The organism is Rhizobium sp. CB2179, from assembly GCF_057653455.1.
The window spans coordinates 1-16,968 of sequence record NZ_JBYGKR010000006.1 but is presented as its reverse complement, the minus strand read 5'-3'; the positions used below and the strand labels follow the sequence as shown (position 1 = coordinate 16,968).

The window sequence follows — 16,968 nt, the reverse complement described above, 5'->3', positions numbered from 1 at the left end:
ACATGGAAGTTGACCCACGAAAGAAGCACCGATTATTGGTCAAGGCTGGGCTGTCGAACGACAAGCTCGCATCAATTGGCGCAATCGCTGTTCTTGCGTCCCATACTGAGCACTACGCCGAGCGCGCGATCTGGAGAATTGAAGGACAGCCGGTCACGGGCGTAAGACCGCGCACTGATGCCAGGCCGATCTCTCAGCTGATTGAGATCCTCGACGAAATCGGCCCGACCGCACAAAAGCCTGGGATTGCGCCACTGGTTGAACAATGGTGTCGATCGGCGACTCTGTGCTTTTCATGCAGGAACAGCATCATGCACGGCACGACAGCCTATGCGGATGAAGACTTCACCGTATTCGCCCGCAACCTTCCAACCGACGGCGTGCGCAGAAAGAGAAATCCCTCTGATTTTTACGCGTCTCAGAACACCCTCACCCTTCTCGTAGAAGCTTTCGAAAATCTGCTCGGCGGAATCCATCTCATATGGCTAGCCGCTCAGACAACGGCGCCCCTGGGCGACATAAAGGAGCCGATGAGCGCGCTGCGCCGTGCCTGGTCTATCGGCGCTGAACTCGACAACCTCAGGGCTGCGATCCACCACGAGAAATACTAGGGCTGAGATGGGCCGGAATGACTAGAGATTCGACCGCGCAAGCCTGGAGGACAGAAACCTTTCGACATTGGCACCGACTTCTGGAAAAACGAACTTCAAAAACGATAGTGTATCTCCGTCCGGTAGGTAACGCTGATCACCTTCACGGATTCCATCCCGAATCGAGCGAGCCCGCTTCGCCCACTTCCCGCTCTTGTCTTGCGCCGCGATCAACTCATCACATCCGTAATCGCGAAGGGCAAATCCCATCGCCAGGGCATGCTCGGGATACCCATCGCAAATGCGGTGCGCCACCTCAATGAGATGCTTGAAGTCCCACCCAATCGGGCGCTTCTCACGGGCACTCAGCATACCGTTCATGAGCCCGGTGACTGCCCTGTCATATCGGTCATTGGTTGGAGGTGTGACACCGCAAGCAGAAAGCTCTCTAATCAGACTCCGCCAGGTCTCCTCGTGCGAGAGCGGATCAGGCGTATGTTGGCTCCGCAACATCCAGAAGGCACAGATCCGCTCCCGCAAATCGTTGTCTCTTCTTTGGACCTCCTCTTTTTCCTTCTCAAAGAGCATTTCCGATTGGCCGGCATAGTCAAAGGCCCAGGCCGTTTGCGACTCGAGACTTGTGGTGAGGTCGCGGAAGGCGATGATTTTCGACTCCCACCGATCCCTGATAGCTCCAGAAACAATTTGAGGCACGCGATAGTGAGAGCGTAGGTAAAATGTCCTGCTGTCTTCGGAGAGTGCCGTCGTTTCCTCATCGACAACGAGGATGTTGGAGTTGTTTGAGAATAGGAGGTCGTCGGTTGTCATGCGGCGATAGTCAGGATCAAAGCCGGCCATCACCCACACAAGCAACGCGCCCTCGTTACGATAGAAGGATCGGCGCCCCACCACCACGTCGAGAAAGGTCGTTGAAAGTTGCGCCTCGAAGGCCACCCGCCCAAAGACAGTCAATGCCTGAACATCAGGTTGCCGGCGGCTGCCAGGATCTCGGGTCGAGCGCCACTGCTTTTCCGAAAGAATCTCGCTGTTCGAGGGATCGGATGCGAGGCTTCGGATAACACGCTCTTTGATTGTTCGATGGGCAAGACTCTCGCGCTGCCCATCGTACTTCAATGCCCGAATTTCGTCCCGCCCCAATGCCGATCGAGTGATTGAGGGGCAAGACCCGTCCTCGCGGCAATGCCTGAAGAAGAAGCGCTTCTCGCGCGAGGCGACCAGATAAACCGGCGTCGCGCAGAGTGCACAGCCGAATCGTGGCTTGTTCGCCAAATTCTCGCGTATCGAAACGCGTTCTGCGACCAGTCGATCATAGCGCCTTCGTGAAATGAACGTGGCGACGTCCGAGAATTCCCCGCTTTCCAGATCGAGAATCTCGGCGATTTCAGGATTCAGCACCGGCTCTGCGAATGCAAGCGGATCGAAGGTGACATTTCCCTGCATTGGTGGACCTCGTCGAAGCTTTGTTTCAAGATATGCAGATTCGGTTGCTTTCCTGAACGCAAAATGAGCAGATCCTTTTTACGGGAGATCCTGTGAGGGAGGCCAAATGAACCGATTCTTTTCCGATAGACATGGATACAGAGGGCCTGAACCGGAGATTTCCATTCGGGAAGATGCGCCTGACTTCCTGCGCTTTCAGGCCGCGAGCATCGCGCGAAACTGCGAGCTGAGCCCAACGGCCATCCGGGCAATCGTTTGCGACATCCTGTTAGAGGTACCTGACCCCAACAACTGGAGCGAATATCCAAATATCTGGGAGGAAGTCCTTAGCCTACTAACCACCTGTGAATGGTACAAGGTCTACGATATTGCGGAAGCACTTTGGCGCTCATTTGAGTACCGGCCCGACCAGCAGGAGCGTTTTGAGAACGACCTCAATCGGGTCTTCCGTGAGAAGGGCATCGGATGGGAGCTGAAAAATCCAGATGGCATCGTGTTCCGTGGCGACCAGACATTCGCAGTTGCGACAGAGCAAGCTGTTGACGCGTTTGTAAAGACTGGCAGGTACACCGCGGCCGGCGAGATTCGGGAGGCTCTTAAGGATATTTCGCGGCGACCGGAGCCGGATCGTACAGGTGCAATTCAACATTCGATGGCGGCGCTCGAATGTGTCGCTCGAGACCTGACCAACTCTCCGAACCTGAACCTGGGCCAAATCATCAACGGCCTCTCCCTAACGCCGCCCATGGGCGACGCTGTGCACAAGCTATGGGGTTATGCTTCGCAAAAGGGTCGGCACGTGCAAGAGGGCCACGATGCTAGCGCGGCAGAAGCCGAACTCGTCGTCAGCGTCGCCTGCAGCCTTGCCGTCTTTCTCCTGCGGCGTGACTGAATTGATGATTTAGGCTAGTGAATTCGCGCGAAGAAATGCTCTGAGCGGTGTCTTATTCTCGTGTTGCGAGTATGTTGGCCGGATCGTGATTCATGAAGGATGCCCGATGCATATCTCCCGCGTTCAACTGGTAAATTATCGCAACTTCGAGCGGGCGAGTTTTCATTTCCACAAGGGTATCAATACCGTCATCGGTGAGAACGGTTCCGGAAAAACGAACCTGTTCCGTGCGATCCGTCTCATGTTGGATGATGATTTCCTTCGATGGGCGTATCGCCTGGAGGAGGCAGATTTTCACCGCGGACTCGGCAACTGGCGAGGTCATTGGATCATCATAAGCGTCGAGTTTGCTGAAGTGTCGCAAGATGAAGCCGTTCAGGCGCTCTTCCTGCATGGCACAGGCGTCATCGAGAACGAGGCTGTTGCCCGAGCCACCTACAACCTGATTTTTCGGCCCAATGCCTCACTGCGCACCCGCTTGGGCCAGCTCGCCGAAGGCGATCACGCCGGTCTTGCGACGATCCTGAGCGCGATCACCCTCGACGAATATGAAACTGTCTTTACCGGAAAGAGCACGGCCGACTTCTCCGATCCCGCTGTTTACGACGAGCTTGTTGGTGATTTTGAGTCCGTGCAGTTTCCGGAAGAGTTACACCCGGCAAGCTTGGGCGGGAAGATCCCTGGCATAATGTCGGTGAGCAAGGAGGTCTGCTTCACCTTTGTCCAGGCACTTCGCGACGTCGTCAGTGAATTCCAGGGTCAGCGCACCAATCCGTTGCTGACGCTCTTGCGCAGTAAAAGCGGCGACCTCGATCCAGCTGTGCTCGCGCCGATCTCGGAGCGGGTCAAGGAGCTCAACACTGCGATTGAAGCCATTCCTGACGTTGGGGAGATCAGAGCCGATATAAGGCAGACAATCCGCGATGCTGCGGGAGAGACGTATTCTCCGGCAAGCCTCGCGGTCCGCTCGGCGGTTCCAGCCGAAGCCGACCGCCTTTTTCAGTCCCTCAAGCTTTTCGTCGGCGAAACCGACGACGACTACGAGGGCACCATCAATGAGTTGAGCCTCGGCGGCGCGAACTTGATCTATCTCACACTCAAGCTCCTCGAGTTCAAGTACCAGAAGGCTAAACAGGCCTGCGCGAACTTCCTCGTCATCGAGGAGCCAGAAGCTCATATTCATACGCACATCCAAAAAACACTTTTCGACCGGCTGAGCTATCCGGACACCCAAGTCATTTACTCTACACACTCCACGCAGATTTCTGAAGTCAGCAACGTGGAAAATGTGAACATCCTGGGCCGAAGCGGCTCTCGATGTGAAGCTTTTCGGCCGAGCGCTGGCTTGGATGAACCAGAGATCAGAAGCATTCAACGATACCTCGACGCGGTCCGCAGCAACCTCCTGTTCGCAAAGAGTGTGATCCTCGTGGAGGGTGATGCGGAGGAAATACTCCTTCCAACCCTGGTAAAAGAGGTACTCGGAGTAAGCCTCGACGAGTTGGGGATCAGCCTTATCAATATCCGCAGCACCGGTTTTGAAAACGTCGCGATCCTCTTCCATGACCGACGCATCCGTCGACGCTGCGCGATAGTGACGGATTTAGACGCCGCCTTCTTTAATACTGATCCTAACCCAGCAGACTCGGATTCCTTGAGAAAAGCCAAAGAAAAGGCTCTCGGATCCCAGGCGGCGGGTATCGTTCGTCGTGCGCGCCTGACGGCATTCAAAGACGGGAATGATTGGATTTCCGTACACTATGCTCCACGGACATTCGAGGTTGAATTTGTCGCCGCGGGTAACGCCGAATTGGCGGTTTCGGCAGTCAATTCGGTGTACAGCCAAGCGGCCACGATATTGGCAGCCACGGAAGAACTGCGGTCTAACGACCCCGCAGTCTACGGTAAACGAATCCTCACCATGGCCGAGAGCGCGGGCAAAGGCTGGCTTGCGATTCAACTCGCAAAGCGAGTGACTGGCGCCACCCGTATCCCGGACTATATCGTCGAGGCCATCTTTTCAGCGCATCGTCCTATCAGCCGCGCTGTTCTCGCCAACATGATAGAGCATCGGCTGAAGTTTCATCAGGATCCGGCTGTTATTGCGGACGCTCAGCTTGCCGAGCTGCGTGGGCAAGTGAAGGCCTTTCGCACGGGAGAGTTAGAGATCGATCCGCTTCGCGAAGCGATAATCGGCGTTGTGGCCGGCGATGTGATTATCGACGTCATAGGACATGCCTGATGGTCTTCGTCTGGCAGAGCGGCGACCTCAACGATGAGCAGACCGACGCCATTGAGCATGAGGGCAACGTCTTTCTCGCCGCATGCCCAGGGAGTGGTAAAACAAGGGCTTTGACCTACAAGATTGCCCTCGAGCTTTCGAAGCTCGAAAGCGAACGACATTGGGTAGTCGCTATCACGTATACTCATCGCGCCGCTGAGGAGATTGCAGAACGGATCGAGAGGCTGGGCGTCTCTACGGACAGGCTCTGGATTGGCACGATACACTCTTTTTGCCTTGATTGGATCCTTCGCCCTTATGCCATCTATCACGAAAAGCTCGGAAACGGGTTTCGCGTGATTGACCAGCATGAAACCGAGACCATCCTCACAGACCTTTGCCACCAGTCGCCGTCTTATGTTCGGCCGCTCGATTGTAGATACTTTCTCACGACCAATGGCTGTGAACTGGAAGGTGCGAACCCAAATCGACGGGCGGCCGCCCTCGTGGTCCTGGAGAGATACTGGCAACACCTCGACGAAAACCGCGCGATCGACTTTGAGATGATCCTGGGCTGTGCTCATGAGCTTATAGCCAGCCGACCCTCGATTTCCGTCCTGCTCGGTTCGTTGTTCCGATACGTCTTGATCGACGAGTACCAGGATACTAAGGAGATCCAGTACGCAATCGTTGCTGCGATCCTGAACGCGTCTGCCGGGAATGCGAATACCTTCATCGTCGGCGATCCCAACCAGGCAATCTACGGATCCTTGGGCGGCTACGCGATGAGCCGAGCGGAATTTGCCGCACGGGCAGGGATAGAACTTGCCGATAAAAACCTTGTGAGCAACTATCGATCTTCTGACCGGATTGTCGGGTATTTTTCTAACTACTGCGTCGTCCCCGCAGCTATGGAAGCCGTCGGCCCCGAGCGGGAATACCAGAGCTTGATCTCATTCAATCAGGAGATCAATCAGCAGGAACTCCACGATGAGATCGTTCGGCTTATCCGCTACAACATCGAAACGCTCGGCATTCCGGCTCACGAAGTTTGTGTGGTCGGGCCGCAGTGGGTGCAACTCGCCGCGATCACCAGACGGCTCGTCGCCGCACTTCCCGAGTATAGTTTTGACGGACCGGGTATGGCGCCATTCGCCCGAGACCAAGACAATATCTGGTTTAAGGTTTCTCGGCTTGCCTTGACACGACCCGACCCTCAACTGTTTGTGCGCCGCATGCGCTGGGCTGGCGAAGTGCTCGACCACTTTCGATCTGTGGGAGTCGATATCTCGAAGATCTCGCGGCGGGATCTCCTCCGGCACTGCAATCAGATCGAGATCGATGTCGAAGACGGGCTCGAATACTTGGAGCTATTTTTTGCCGAATTGCTATTGATACTGGGGATAGAGATCGCGCTCTTGCCGGCGCTCGCCGAACATCATACAGCGTTTTTTGAGCGCTCCAGGGTGCAAATCGAACGTCTTGAAAACGCCGGTGTGCAAGCGGTCTCCAACATCGCGATGTTCAGGCGCGTGTTTGCGACCCGCTCCGGGATAACAATTTCTACCATACATGGAGTCAAAGGCGCGGAATTCGACACTGTGATCGCATTTGCGTTGCTGGAGGGAATGGTTCCGCATTTTGCGGATCCCAACGCGATGGAGAGCGCTAGTAAGCTCCTCTACGTCATAGCGTCCCGCCCGCGTAAGAACCTGCATTTGATAGCAGAGGCAGGTCGCGTCAACGGCATAGGAGAGCCATATGAGGCGACCGAAATTCTCGCCAATCAGGCTTTCGGCTACGATGCCCTCGAACACGTGGAATAGCTACGCGATCGAGTGCAGGGGAGGTAGAGCTCAGCATGAACGACGTCGAGAGAGGTCGTAATTCTCAACTCGGCATGGGCGCAGAGTTTCAAGTCGCAATATTAGCGTCGGGCGACGCTGAACTATCGCAACTGCATGGACGGATCTAAGGCGCGATTGTGCTATTCGGTTAACAGTAGCAATCCCTCAAACCTATCCAAAGAATCGTTCGATAGCTAAACCGTCAAAAAGCGAGACGATCAGTGAAGTATATGCCTACTACAAAGTTAGAAGAACATCCGCATTTCCCGATTGTCGTAAGCACCTGCGAAGACCGAAACCAATCTCGGAAGCTGCATCAACTTTCCCCGGTTGAATTTGAACGGGCATCCCTCTTCAGAGTTCAGGATCCATTCGGTTTGCGTAAGGCAATCCTACCGCTGTTTCATGCTGACCGGGCGGGCATCTTGTCCGGAATGGGGACCGGCTTTGCGCTTGATCCATGGGGGCGGTTCCTCACAGCGGATCACGTCATCGACTTCGTGCGCCAGTCGTCTGCTTCGGATGGACAGTACGATGTAACTCCCGACAACCATGTTCTCGCGCTCCTAGGCATTGGACTAGTTTTCGGCGAGGTGGGCGTGCCTTCGGAGGCGATCATCGCGATGAGCAACTATTTCACGCCGGCGGTTCAAGTCGAAAACCCTATGGACTTCACAGGAAAAAAGGAGCGGCGACCTTATGACGTCGCGTTTATCGGATCTCCGGCGCAGCCACCTGCTGAAATGATACGAAATCTTCCCCTACGCTCTCGGCCAACAAGCCCGAGGGTTGGTGAATTGGTGGTCGCGGTGGGTTTTCCAGAGATCGAGCTGGCTCACGGCCCCCTCGCTGAGCTTCCGGTCGCGATTACCGAAGGGATGTTTGCCGCCTATGGTCGAGTTTCGAAGTTACACCCTTCGGGCCGCGATCGCGCCTCACCGACGCCGGCTTTTGAGGTTGAAGCAAATTGGCCTTCCGGTATGTCCGGTGGCCCGGTGATCAATGCGGCTGGAGAGGTGATCGGCTTGGTGAGCAGGAGCATCGCACCTGCAGATGGCGAAGAACTCGGAGTCGCATGGGCAACCTGGTTGGCTGGCGCTGTTGCTCCATCAATGTGGCCCTCAAGTCTCGACGCCGGCGACGCTTATTCCCGGAATGGATGGGGTGCAACTCGCATCGATCCTTGGGCAATCGAAGGGTTCCCATCAACGGAGACCGAGGCCGAAACCTTGGCACAACGGCTAGGCGCGGGCTATTCTGCAAAACGCGTCGGTCAGCGCCTAGGAACCGATACCTTCACTGTCTACGGCTGAACGAGAATGACAACCGGATAGCGGCGGTGGCTACGGGTTAGATGACCCCCACGCCCGAAACCTCCCCCTGCCCGTCATCTCCCGCAAACCCAACTCCTCGACGATCCGCAGCGCCGCCCGCGGCGTGACCTCGAGCTCCTTCGCGATCATCCCGGCCGACACCAGCGGCCGGGAAATCACCAGTTCGATCAGCTGCGGCAGTTTTGAGGAGGTGCGCCGCCCGACCAGCTTTCGCTCCATCATGGTTTTTGCAAGTAGCAGGCGGTCGTGCTCCTTGAGGCCGATCTCGGCGGCAGCGATCAGGCCGTGGGTGACGGCGAGCAGCCGGGTTTCGCGATTGCGATGGCGGCGGCGGTCGACGGGGATGGTTTTCAGGCCAAGATTGATGGCGGTGAGATGCGCGGCTGTTGTCAGCCCGGCCTGGCGCAGGATCGAGGAAGACAACAGCCGGCCGAGCCAGGGTGCGTGTTGCAGAACGGACAATGCGTTCCAGGCATCGAGGGCGACGAGAGCCTGCAGCACCGGCGGCAGGTTTTCAGCTTGCCGCACCACCGCACGCCATTCTTCCAGCCGTGCGTCCTCATCCCAGTCGAGATCATAGACCAGCGGATCTTTTTCCCTGGCCCGCGCGCTTTTGGCGGAGCCAAGGGTCTTTGCTTGCTCGATCGCAGCGTTGGAGCGGGCGAGCAACGCATCAATGGCGGCATAGTCGACGCCAGGCAGGCTGACACTTTCATCAACATCGCCGTTCTCCCCGTGCCCTCCTCCGATCGCACCGTCGTCGGCCGGCTCATCGTCACTGCTCGCAGCGGCGCCATTCAACGCCTCCGAAGCTGCTTGGCCTCGCAAGCTGCGAAGCCCGTCCGGCGACAGTGCCCAGCCGGGTGTCTGCGCGGCGATGCGCCGGCGGGTTTTCAAAACGTCGCGGGCGATGGTCAACTCGTGGGTTGGCGTGCGAATATCCTTCGTGGCGTCGTGCAGGACAAGGTCTTCCAAGTGGACGAGTTCGCCGTCGATCCACAGCGATGCGCAGGCGTCGGCAAAATGCGTCCGCTCGATCCAGCCCTCGCCCACCGGCGAACGGCCGATGCGCTCGTCGAGACGGGTCAGCGCAGAACCCGCGTCGGAAATCGGTCGCAACAGGCTTGAGATGGGCAATTTCTGCAGATCGTAAGACATTGAAATCATGGTAAATGATTTACTAAACCGACACCAGTGGATAGTTTGTGTCCGTCACTGCATGGTTCCGTGGGTTGAGGTCGTAACCATCGATAAGTAGCTCTTATCGGAAGTGACACGTACAGATGGATTGTACGCACGGGTTTACGGTGCTATCGTGCAGCTTGAGAGGCAAAATCGGAGCGCACGATGTCCCAGACCAGCTACAAGATCAGCGAAGCGCGGAAAAATTTCGCCGAGGTGCTCGAGCGCGCCAACCAGGGCGAAGAAATCATTATCATGCGGGGCAGTGAGATCTATGCCCGCATCGGCCCAGCCGATGGCGGCAAGCGCCCCTTCGGCTTGCTGCGCCAGCGCGGCCTGCCCGACGACCTGTTCGACGAGGTCGATGCCGAACAAGTGGCAATCGACGCCGGCGATTGGAACGATGATGTCGGCGTCTGGCAGGGTGGTCCATCCGAGCGCGAGCCCCAGCCATGAAGATTCTGCTCGACAGCCACGCTGTCTACTGGTGGACAATCGGTAGCGAGCGGCTGTCCGGGATGGCCCGGTCGCTGATCGAGGACAAGGCCAACAGCGTCCTCGTCAGCGCCGTGTCCTTCTACGAGCTCGACAACAAGATGCGTTTGAAAAAGCTCGATCTTAGGCCGCAGGAACTGCGCGCTGCCGTCGCTGACAGTGGCCTACAGACACTTGCCATCACCGACCTGCACGCCGAACTGGCGGCAAGCTTCGACTGGGATCACCGCGATCCCTGGGACCGCATTCTCGCCGCCCAGACGCGGTTGGAACATTGTGCCTTCGTGTCGCTCGACACCGCCTTCGATGCGGTGCTGCACGAACGGGTATGGTAAGGAGGTTGGTGATGATGATATTCGCTGATGTCCAGGAAGCCGCGGAACGCTTGGAGGAGCTCATCGAATTGGCCCGTCAGGACGAGGTCTATGTGTGCCGGGACGGACGACCTGTTGCAAGGCTCACCGCGTTTTCTTCGAGCCCTGTTCTCGGATCTGACCAGCCCACGAAGAGCCTTGGCGACGGGGTAGCGGCCGCTTCAGCCAGCAGGATCGCCGAGGCCGGAAGACCTTCTTCGCTCGATGATGTCTGGGCTATTGCTGCGACAGGCAGGCCGAAAGACGTGGATCTGACGTCCGCGCACGATGACTTCTACGACGCAGACGGCGCGCCGCGATGAGTGTCACGCATTCTGCATCCGTCACCAGCCGCGCCGAGGCCCTGGACACCATCGCAGCCGTGCTGCCGATCGACCGCCGTGACAAGCTCGCCGAGCTCTTGACCGACCAGGATGTCGAGACGCTGCGGCATCTCGTCAATGCCGGTATGGGCGACAACACGCTGCGGGCACCGACCTCCGACCTCGCCTATCTCGAAGCCTGGTCGCTTGCGGCGACGGGTAGCGCCCTGCCCTGGCCAGCGGCGGAGGCGCTGCTGCTTAAATTTGTCGCCCACCATCTGTGGGATCCGCAACGGCGCGAAAACGACCCCGAGCATGGCATGCCGGCCGATGTCGAAGACGTCTTGCGCTTTCGCGGCTTCCTGAGGTCTCTGGGGCCACACGCACCCGACACGGTGCGGCGGCGCCTCGCCAACTGGTCGACGCTGACCAAATGGCGCGGCCTCGACGGCGCCTTCACCTCCCCTGCCCTGAAGTCGGCGATCCGGCTGGCGGTGCGCGCCGTGCCGCAGCCACGCCGCCGCAAAAGCGCCAAGGCGGTCACCGGCGAGGTGCTGGCCAGGCTGCTCGCGACCTGCAGGAGTGACAGTTTGCGCGACGTTCGCGATCGGGCGATCCTAATGGTCGCCTTCGCCTCCGGCGGTCGTCGTCGCAGCGAAGTCGCGGGTCTGCGCCGGGAGCAACTGACGGTCGAGGCGCCGGTCACCGGTGAGGACGACATCCCCCTCCCCTCGCTCACCATCCATCTTGGCCGCACCAAGAATTCCGGTGCCAGCCAGGACGAGGTCGTCTATCTGACCGGCCGGCCGGTGGACGCGCTGAATGCCTGGTTGACGGCTGCAAAAGTCGACGGCGGCAGCGTGTTTCGAGCGATCGATCGCTGGGGCAATGTATCCCGACGGGCGCTCGACCCAAAAGCGGTCAACGATATCGTCAAGCGGCGGGTGGCAGAGGCTGGGCTGGAGCCTGGGGAGTTTTCGGCGCATGGACTTCGGTCGGGCTATCTGACGGAGGCTGCGAACCGCGGCATCCCGCTTCCCGAAGCCATGGAGCAATCGCGCCACCGCTCTGTGCAGCAGGCATCCAGCTACTATAACAACGCTACGCGGCGAAGCGGTCGCGCTGCTCGAATGCTCTAGGTGGCTCCATCTAAATGTCCGGTAATTTATCGGACATTATTCGACAGGCTTGAAAATGAAGAAGATTGCGCATAGAAATCTAGAAAGAACGCTATTTTTCTAGACGGAAATTATCGGAATGAGCCTCAGCATCAAGGATCCGGAAGCCCATCGCTTGGCGCAGGCGATCTCCCACGCCACGGGAGAAAGCATGACCCGCGTTGTCACCGAGGCGCTGCGCGAGCGGTTCGCGAAGATCGAACGGCGAAAGGGGCGTGCCAGCGTCGAGGAGCTCCTGGCGATCGCCGATCGCGCCGCAGCGCACGTCAAACGCCCCTATGTCGACCATGCCGAGTTCCTTTACGACGAGAACGGCCTGCCGAAATGATCATCGATACCTCGGCCCTGGTCGCAATCCTCTACCGTGAGCCCGAGGCGGCGAGTTTCGTTAAGATCATCCATGACGCGGAGCTCACGCGGATCAGCGTCGCCAATTACGTCGAGTTGTCGATGGTGGTCGAGGGTCAGCTCGGCCCCGACGGCATGCGCCAGGCCGAGGCCTTCTTCCGGCGCGCCGGCATCATCATCGAGCCTGTCACGCTCGAGCATGGCGAATTGGCAAGGCAGGCGTTTCTCGATTTCGGACAAGGTCGTCACAAGGCCGGTCTCAACTTTGGCGACTGCTTTGCCTATGCTCTGGCGAAAGCGTCCGGCGAGCCGCTGCTGTTCAAGGGCAACGATTTCGCTCAAACCGATGTCCGGGCGGCGTGATCATGGCGGAAGAGAGACTGCAGTCAGGAGTTGAGGCCCTACCGCCTGCGAATGAGCCCCTCCCCTGCCGCTGCCGCGATGGCTTTTCGCCCGTTGTTGCGTCCGGCGCAGCCGGCTTGGTGGATGGCACCCTCTTCGGCCTCTTCTTGGCACGAGAAGATTTTCCGCTGCCCCGATCGATGTCACGGGTGAAGGTATCCCACGATACGGTGTGGCAGTTCCTGCGGCGTGAGGGATTGCGGTTCAAAAAAACACTGTTCGCCCTTGACCGGGCGCGCGCTGACGTCGCGCAACGGCGACAGCGCTGGCGATCCTGGCAGTCTGGCCTCGATCCAAGACGGCTGGTCTTTATCGATGAAACCTGGATCAAGATCAACATGGCGGCGCTTCGAGGGTGGGGGCCGAAGGGCAAACGCCTGCGCAGCTTCGCCCCGCACGGACATTGGCGCACCCTGACTTTCCTCGGCGCGTTGCGCTGCGATCGGCTCACCGCACCCTGTGTCTTCGATGGACTCGATCAAGGGTGAGTGCTTTCGCGCCTATGTCGAGCAGCAACTCGTACCAGTGCTCAAACCCGGCGACATCGTCGTGATGGATAATCTCGTAGCAGCCTGCAGAGTTTTGCCCGAGCTTAGCTATCTATCGGCGCCGCCCGCACGGAGCCGAAGGCCTATCCAACTTTCCGCCCGGCCGGCGCATTTGCCCGCAGAAGCGCCATCAGCATTGGGCCGATCGCGAATTCGCCCTTTTCGCTTCGCCGCGTCAGGCCACGCAGATAGCCCCCGGCCGAATAGATGTGGCCACCTCGCTCCAGGATGCATGCCATCACGGTCGCGGCGTTTTCCGGACCCATCACATTGGCGGCCTCTTCGTAGGCCGATGGACTGACGCCCAGCATCGATCGAACGATGACGGCTGCGGCCATCAGATCGCGCCAGTTGCGGATTAAGCCATCTGGCCCATAGGCAAGGATTTCCGGGCAGGCTTGCAGAACCAGGCCGAGCGGGAAGGCTTTCAGTCCGCCACCATCATTGCGGACCCCCGGCCGTCGACTTTGCTCTTCCTCCGTCTGCGCGAAGGGATGGCCTGTCTCACCCCTTCCCTTCGCGGCCGTCACGGTCCCTCGGTCGTTGTCTGGCTCAGCTGTCGCGCCCTGCTTCGTTTCGAAGCCTGGTTCAACTTCAGAAATAGATTCGGGATTTGAATTCTGTATGTGACGCTCGATATAATCGGCATTGCCGCGCTGTTTTGTTGATTTAACCTGAATTTCCAGCTGGTTAAGGATATTTGTCCGCAGGCCCGTCAATTCATCCAGCAACAGTTCAAGCTGTGCTGTCGTCGGCGATCGCGGCAGGCCTTCGATCAGGTCCCGGAATTCGCGGTATAGGCCTTGCCAATCCCCAGGGATCTCTTCTTCAACGGCCGCTTCGATCAGTTTTGCAATGTCACGGCGGCAAAGGGTGATGCGTTCACGCAGACGCTGGACATGCAGCCGCTCAGCCATAACCTCGGCCGCGAGCTGTTCGATCTCGTCGGCACGGGCAAGGAGCGGCGCCAGCGAGAAGCCGAACGCCTCGTCGACCTCCCCTGCCCTGTCCCTGCGGACGTAACGCTTGCCGTTGGGGCTATCCTTGCGCAGCAGAAGACCTGCGTCGACGAGCGCGGCGAGATGACGCCGCACCGTCTGTTCGGCCATGCCATGCGTTCTGAGCGAAAGCTGGATATTCGACGGGAAGACGATCAAACCGTTTCCCTGGGCCAGTTCGTTCTTCGGATAAAAGCTCAAAAGCGCGTTGAGCACGGCAAGCGCGCGATCGCCAATGCCGAGCAGCGGCTTTGCTTCGCACAGCGCGCGAAACAATTTCCACTTATCGACAGACTGATCCGGTTTGATCTCCCCAGCCATGACCTGGCTTGCAAGCATGCCAAGCGTCATCGACCGCCGCCCGAAGGGCGTCGTTACACTTCCGGTTTCCATGTCTTCCACCTCAACGAGGCAAAAGAAATCCGCTCACCAAAACGGCGCCAAAAACTCTTGACAGCGATTCTCGGAAGTGCGATTCTCGGAGGTGTTCAGGACTACGAGGAAAGCTTCCGCGACGGTGACGTTCGGGGGCTTTTTTCTTTTGCGCGTTATCTCCTATGCGAATTGTCAGCTGACAACCGGCCTAACTGCCTCATTTTCCCTCATTTTCCTCTTCGAACTCGGCGGCGAGGCCTACCAACCGCTGAGCCAGGAATTCCGAAAACGCCGCCGATTTGACGGTGATGCGAAAGGTTTTGCCGGACCGGGCCACCAAAGCAAGCGGAGCGCCGCCTTGGGTCCGGAGCGTCTGCTCGGCCCGCTGAGGTGCACTCTTCTCCTCTACCGCCTTCCAGATGACATCGAAGCGGCTGTTGGTCTCCAACGTCACGAAACCAGCAGCTCTGATGGCAGCCTGCGCCTTTTTCTGCCCGCCCGTCTCCCTGAATTTCTCGGCAAACGCCAACCAGCGCGGGCGTCCGACCTTGGGGGCCGGCCCGATGGCGAGAATGATCTCGGGATCGATCGTCTGAGCCACCTGCAGGAGCCTTGACGTTTCCGGCTTGTCTGTCGCCAGCGCCTTGGAAATCATGTCACGGCTGAAGCCATGCTCGTCCATGCGGCGTGCAAACAGTGCCCGCTCTATAAAACTCAAGTCGACACGCGGGCCATTCTCCTGACCCTGTGCGAGGATCAGCTCTTCATCGGTGAGCTTACGTACAACGGCCTTAACAGGAACCCCGATCTCTGCTGCCGCCCGCAGGCGCCGGTGGCCATAGGCGGCCTGGTAGTGCCCGGCCCTTGCCGGGTCCGGCCGCACCAGAATCGGAACCTGCTGTCCGCTTTCCTGGATAGACTGCTTCAATCGCTCGAACTCGGCATCCTTGTCGACCGGGATGCGGTCGCGGATGAAGGACATTTCGACCGCAGCCGGATCGATCTCCAGCACCTTGTCGCCGGAAGCCAGCGATTCCCGCAGTGCCTTAGCGGCGGCTGCTTCCTCTCCCAGCCGTCCAAGTGACAGGTTCATCGCCTTGACCGCTCCCGAAGGCCGATGCGGCTGTTGCACGCTTGGCACGTCCGGCCGTGTCGGTTCGACAGCGCCGACCATGCTCTTCAGGATGTCGCGTCCTTTTGGGCTCATGTCCTGCTCCATGCACTACGAATGAGTTGCTCGACCTCGGCATTGACGCTGTCGACGGATTCCACCCCGCGGTCATAGGTCTGGCGATGCATCGTGTCGCGTCCGGCCTCGTAGATCGTCTGTTTCGACAGGCCAGCATCCGAGACCGCTGTCGACTTGACCATCATCGAGGTCAGCACACGCTCGCCAAACAGGCTGCGCAGGAAGGCAACGATCTGCGCCTGCGGTCCATCATTGGACTCATAGCGGGTGACCAGATAGCGCATCCAGTCGTAATCAAGATTGCCGCCTGCCTGCTTGACCACGGCCAGAAGGTCGGAGGTCATCGTCAGGAACTGGTTCATCGACGCAACGTCGAGCATCTGCGGATGGACGGTGATAAGGACGGAGGTAGCGGCACAAAGAGCAGAGAGCGTCAGAAAGCCGAGGGTGGGGGGGCAATCGATGATGACGACATCGTAGCTCTGCTCCAGCGAATGCAGCGCATTGCCGACCCGCATGAAGAACATGTCCTTGTCGTCGCGGTTGGTGTCGGCGAGCGCCTTTGGCGTATCGTGTTCGAACTCGTGCAGTTCGAGATTGCCGGGAATGAGATCGAGCCCCGGAAAATAGGTCTGGCGAACGATGTCGGCTACGTCGCGGCGCGTTTCGTCATATTTGATGGCACCATAAAGCGTCTCGTTTTCGCCGACGTCAAATTCGGGTTGATATCCGAGCATCGCCGACATCGACGCCTGCGGATCGAGGTCGACGGCGAGCACGCGGTAGCCGCGAAGAGCCAGGAACTGCGCCAGGTGGATGGATGTCGTCGTCTTGCCGGAGCCACCTTTGAAATTGGTGACGGCGATCACCTGGAGATGGTCACCCGGCCGGCGCATCGGCAGATAGGACGGTTTGGTGCGCCCGAGATGGTGGCGCATCGCATGGATTTCCTCAAGCGAGAAGACCCGTCGACCGGCCGCCGTCTTTTCCGGATTGATGCTTTCCACCTGGGCGGCAAGGTGGCGAACATAGCTGTCCGTAACGCCGAGCAGCTTGGCAGTCTCGGTGCTGCTGAACCGCCGTAGCGATTTGCGGGCGTCGGGCGAAAACAACCGCTCGAACAGCACCTGCAATTGGCTGCTGAGCATCGTCGAGTCCTGCGCGATCGTCTCGTCGATCGAGACTCGACTCGCTCTCTTGGCTTTCTCAACAATCGCGGCCTTAGTCGGCAT

At 58.6% G+C, this 16,968-nt stretch carries 16 protein-coding genes and 1 pseudogene; 12 read left to right on the top strand and 5 right to left on the bottom strand.

Annotated elements, in window-relative coordinates; translation table 11 throughout:
• Nucleotides 1–2: 2 nt before the first annotated feature.
• A complete protein-coding gene (locus tag AC244Q_RS35595) occupies nt 3–611 on the top strand; it encodes a hypothetical protein (RefSeq protein WP_128406727.1) in 609 nt (202 codons plus the stop codon).
• Nucleotides 612–632: 21 nt separating this feature from the next.
• Here AC244Q_RS35595 and AC244Q_RS35590 read toward each other — a convergent pair whose 3' ends face one another.
• On the bottom strand, nt 633–2,051 hold the full coding sequence (locus AC244Q_RS35590) for a DUF6035 family protein (protein WP_128406726.1): 1,419 nt from the start codon (nt 2,049–2,051) through the stop codon (nt 633–635).
• 106 nt (nt 2,052–2,157) lie between these two features.
• Between AC244Q_RS35590 and AC244Q_RS35585 the strand changes: the two genes are divergently transcribed.
• The 4 genes from AC244Q_RS35585 (at nt 2,158) to AC244Q_RS35570 (ending at nt 8,324) form a co-directional block, all read left to right on the top strand.
• Nucleotides 2,158–2,943, top strand: coding sequence for an AbiJ-NTD4 domain-containing protein (locus tag AC244Q_RS35585; RefSeq protein WP_128406725.1), 786 nt, complete (start codon nt 2,158–2,160; stop codon nt 2,941–2,943).
• Nucleotides 2,944–3,049: 106 nt separating this feature from the next.
• Nucleotides 3,050–5,185 (top strand): AAA family ATPase, encoded by a 2,136-nt coding sequence (locus tag AC244Q_RS35580; protein WP_128406724.1) that lies wholly within the window; start codon nt 3,050–3,052, stop codon nt 5,183–5,185.
• Entirely contained in the window at nt 5,185–6,990 is a 1,806-nt protein-coding gene (locus AC244Q_RS35575; RefSeq protein WP_487764175.1) for a UvrD-helicase domain-containing protein, read from the top strand. Before AC244Q_RS35580 ends, AC244Q_RS35575 begins: the two co-directional genes overlap by 1 nt.
• A gap of 251 nt (nt 6,991–7,241) precedes the next feature.
• Nucleotides 7,242–8,324: a S1 family peptidase gene (locus AC244Q_RS35570; protein WP_128406751.1), complete on the top strand. Its 1,083-nt coding sequence runs from the start codon at nt 7,242–7,244 to the stop codon at nt 8,322–8,324.
• 30 nt (nt 8,325–8,354) lie between these two features.
• Here the strand turns inward: AC244Q_RS35570 and AC244Q_RS35565 are convergent, their stop codons facing one another.
• Complete coding sequence (locus AC244Q_RS35565) at nt 8,355–9,512, bottom strand: RHE_PE00001 family protein (RefSeq protein WP_128406752.1); 1,158 nt, start codon at nt 9,510–9,512, stop codon at nt 8,355–8,357.
• 180 nt (nt 9,513–9,692) lie between these two features.
• On the opposite strand from AC244Q_RS35565, the gene AC244Q_RS35560 reads away from it, so the two are divergent.
• From AC244Q_RS35560 to AC244Q_RS35530, 7 genes and pseudogenes are all read left to right on the top strand, one after another.
• Nucleotides 9,693–9,983, top strand: coding sequence for a type II toxin-antitoxin system Phd/YefM family antitoxin (locus tag AC244Q_RS35560; RefSeq protein WP_003555247.1), 291 nt, complete (start codon nt 9,693–9,695; stop codon nt 9,981–9,983).
• Complete coding sequence (locus AC244Q_RS35555) at nt 9,980–10,357, top strand: type II toxin-antitoxin system VapC family toxin (RefSeq protein WP_003555245.1); 378 nt, start codon at nt 9,980–9,982, stop codon at nt 10,355–10,357. The genes AC244Q_RS35560 and AC244Q_RS35555 overlap by 4 nt, the downstream gene beginning before the upstream one ends.
• A gap of 11 nt (nt 10,358–10,368) precedes the next feature.
• Nucleotides 10,369–10,698, top strand: a complete 330-nt coding sequence (locus tag AC244Q_RS35550) for a type II toxin-antitoxin system Phd/YefM family antitoxin (protein WP_012760597.1) — start codon at nt 10,369–10,371, stop codon at nt 10,696–10,698.
• The gene (locus AC244Q_RS35545; protein ID WP_128406753.1) at nt 10,695–11,837 is read left to right on the top strand and encodes a site-specific integrase; all 1,143 of its coding nucleotides are present in this window, start codon (nt 10,695–10,697) and stop codon (nt 11,835–11,837) included. The genes AC244Q_RS35550 and AC244Q_RS35545 overlap by 4 nt, the downstream gene beginning before the upstream one ends.
• Nucleotides 11,838–11,955: 118 nt before the next feature.
• The gene (locus AC244Q_RS35540) at nt 11,956–12,204 is read left to right on the top strand and encodes a type II toxin-antitoxin system VapB family antitoxin (protein WP_003555240.1); all 249 of its coding nucleotides are present in this window, start codon (nt 11,956–11,958) and stop codon (nt 12,202–12,204) included.
• On the top strand, nt 12,201–12,587 hold the full coding sequence (locus AC244Q_RS35535) for a type II toxin-antitoxin system VapC family toxin (RefSeq protein ID WP_128406754.1): 387 nt from the start codon (nt 12,201–12,203) through the stop codon (nt 12,585–12,587). Before AC244Q_RS35540 ends, AC244Q_RS35535 begins: the two co-directional genes overlap by 4 nt.
• A 188-nt stretch (nt 12,588–12,775) precedes the next feature.
• A pseudogene (locus AC244Q_RS35530) lies at nt 12,776–13,190 on the top strand (transposase); the annotation flags it as partial.
• 67 nt (nt 13,191–13,257) lie between these two features.
• On the opposite strand, the gene repC reads toward AC244Q_RS35530, so the two are convergent.
• The 3 genes from repC to repA form a co-directional block, all read right to left on the bottom strand.
• Complete coding sequence (gene repC, locus AC244Q_RS35525; RefSeq protein ID WP_128406755.1) at nt 13,258–14,565, bottom strand: plasmid replication protein RepC; 1,308 nt, start codon at nt 14,563–14,565, stop codon at nt 13,258–13,260.
• A 199-nt stretch (nt 14,566–14,764) separates the two neighbouring features.
• Complete coding sequence (gene repB, locus AC244Q_RS35520; protein WP_003555234.1) at nt 14,765–15,754, bottom strand: plasmid partitioning protein RepB; 990 nt, start codon at nt 15,752–15,754, stop codon at nt 14,765–14,767.
• Entirely contained in the window at nt 15,751–16,968 is a 1,218-nt protein-coding gene (gene repA, locus AC244Q_RS35515; protein WP_003555232.1) for a plasmid partitioning protein RepA, read from the bottom strand. The genes repB and repA overlap by 4 nt, the downstream gene beginning before the upstream one ends.

Excerpts from the sequence above, each read along its gene's own strand:
- AC244Q_RS35595 (WP_128406727.1), top strand. The coding sequence starts at position 3 with ATGGAAGTTGACCCACGAAAGAAGCACCGATTATTGGTCAAGGCTGGG.
- AC244Q_RS35590 (WP_128406726.1), bottom strand. The coding sequence starts at position 2,051 with ATGCAGGGAAATGTCACCTTCGATCCGCTTGCATTCGCAGAGCCGGTG.
- AC244Q_RS35585 (WP_128406725.1), top strand. The coding sequence starts at position 2,158 with ATGAACCGATTCTTTTCCGATAGACATGGATACAGAGGGCCTGAACCG.
- AC244Q_RS35580 (WP_128406724.1), top strand. The coding sequence starts at position 3,050 with ATGCATATCTCCCGCGTTCAACTGGTAAATTATCGCAACTTCGAGCGG.
- AC244Q_RS35575 (WP_487764175.1), top strand. The coding sequence starts at position 5,185 with ATGGTCTTCGTCTGGCAGAGCGGCGACCTCAACGATGAGCAGACCGAC.
- AC244Q_RS35570 (WP_128406751.1), top strand. The coding sequence starts at position 7,242 with ATGCCTACTACAAAGTTAGAAGAACATCCGCATTTCCCGATTGTCGTA.
- AC244Q_RS35565 (WP_128406752.1), bottom strand. The coding sequence starts at position 9,512 with ATGATTTCAATGTCTTACGATCTGCAGAAATTGCCCATCTCAAGCCTG.
- AC244Q_RS35560 (WP_003555247.1), top strand. The coding sequence starts at position 9,693 with ATGTCCCAGACCAGCTACAAGATCAGCGAAGCGCGGAAAAATTTCGCC.
- AC244Q_RS35555 (WP_003555245.1), top strand. The coding sequence starts at position 9,980 with ATGAAGATTCTGCTCGACAGCCACGCTGTCTACTGGTGGACAATCGGT.
- AC244Q_RS35550 (WP_012760597.1), top strand. The coding sequence starts at position 10,369 with ATGATGATATTCGCTGATGTCCAGGAAGCCGCGGAACGCTTGGAGGAG.
- AC244Q_RS35545 (WP_128406753.1), top strand. The coding sequence starts at position 10,695 with ATGAGTGTCACGCATTCTGCATCCGTCACCAGCCGCGCCGAGGCCCTG.
- AC244Q_RS35540 (WP_003555240.1), top strand. The coding sequence starts at position 11,956 with ATGAGCCTCAGCATCAAGGATCCGGAAGCCCATCGCTTGGCGCAGGCG.
- AC244Q_RS35535 (WP_128406754.1), top strand. The coding sequence starts at position 12,201 with ATGATCATCGATACCTCGGCCCTGGTCGCAATCCTCTACCGTGAGCCC.
- repC (WP_128406755.1), bottom strand. The coding sequence starts at position 14,565 with ATGGAAACCGGAAGTGTAACGACGCCCTTCGGGCGGCGGTCGATGACG.
- repB (WP_003555234.1), bottom strand. The coding sequence starts at position 15,754 with ATGAGCCCAAAAGGACGCGACATCCTGAAGAGCATGGTCGGCGCTGTC.
- repA (WP_003555232.1), bottom strand. The coding sequence starts at position 16,968 with ATGCCGACTAAGGCCGCGATTGTTGAGAAAGCCAAGAGAGCGAGTCGA.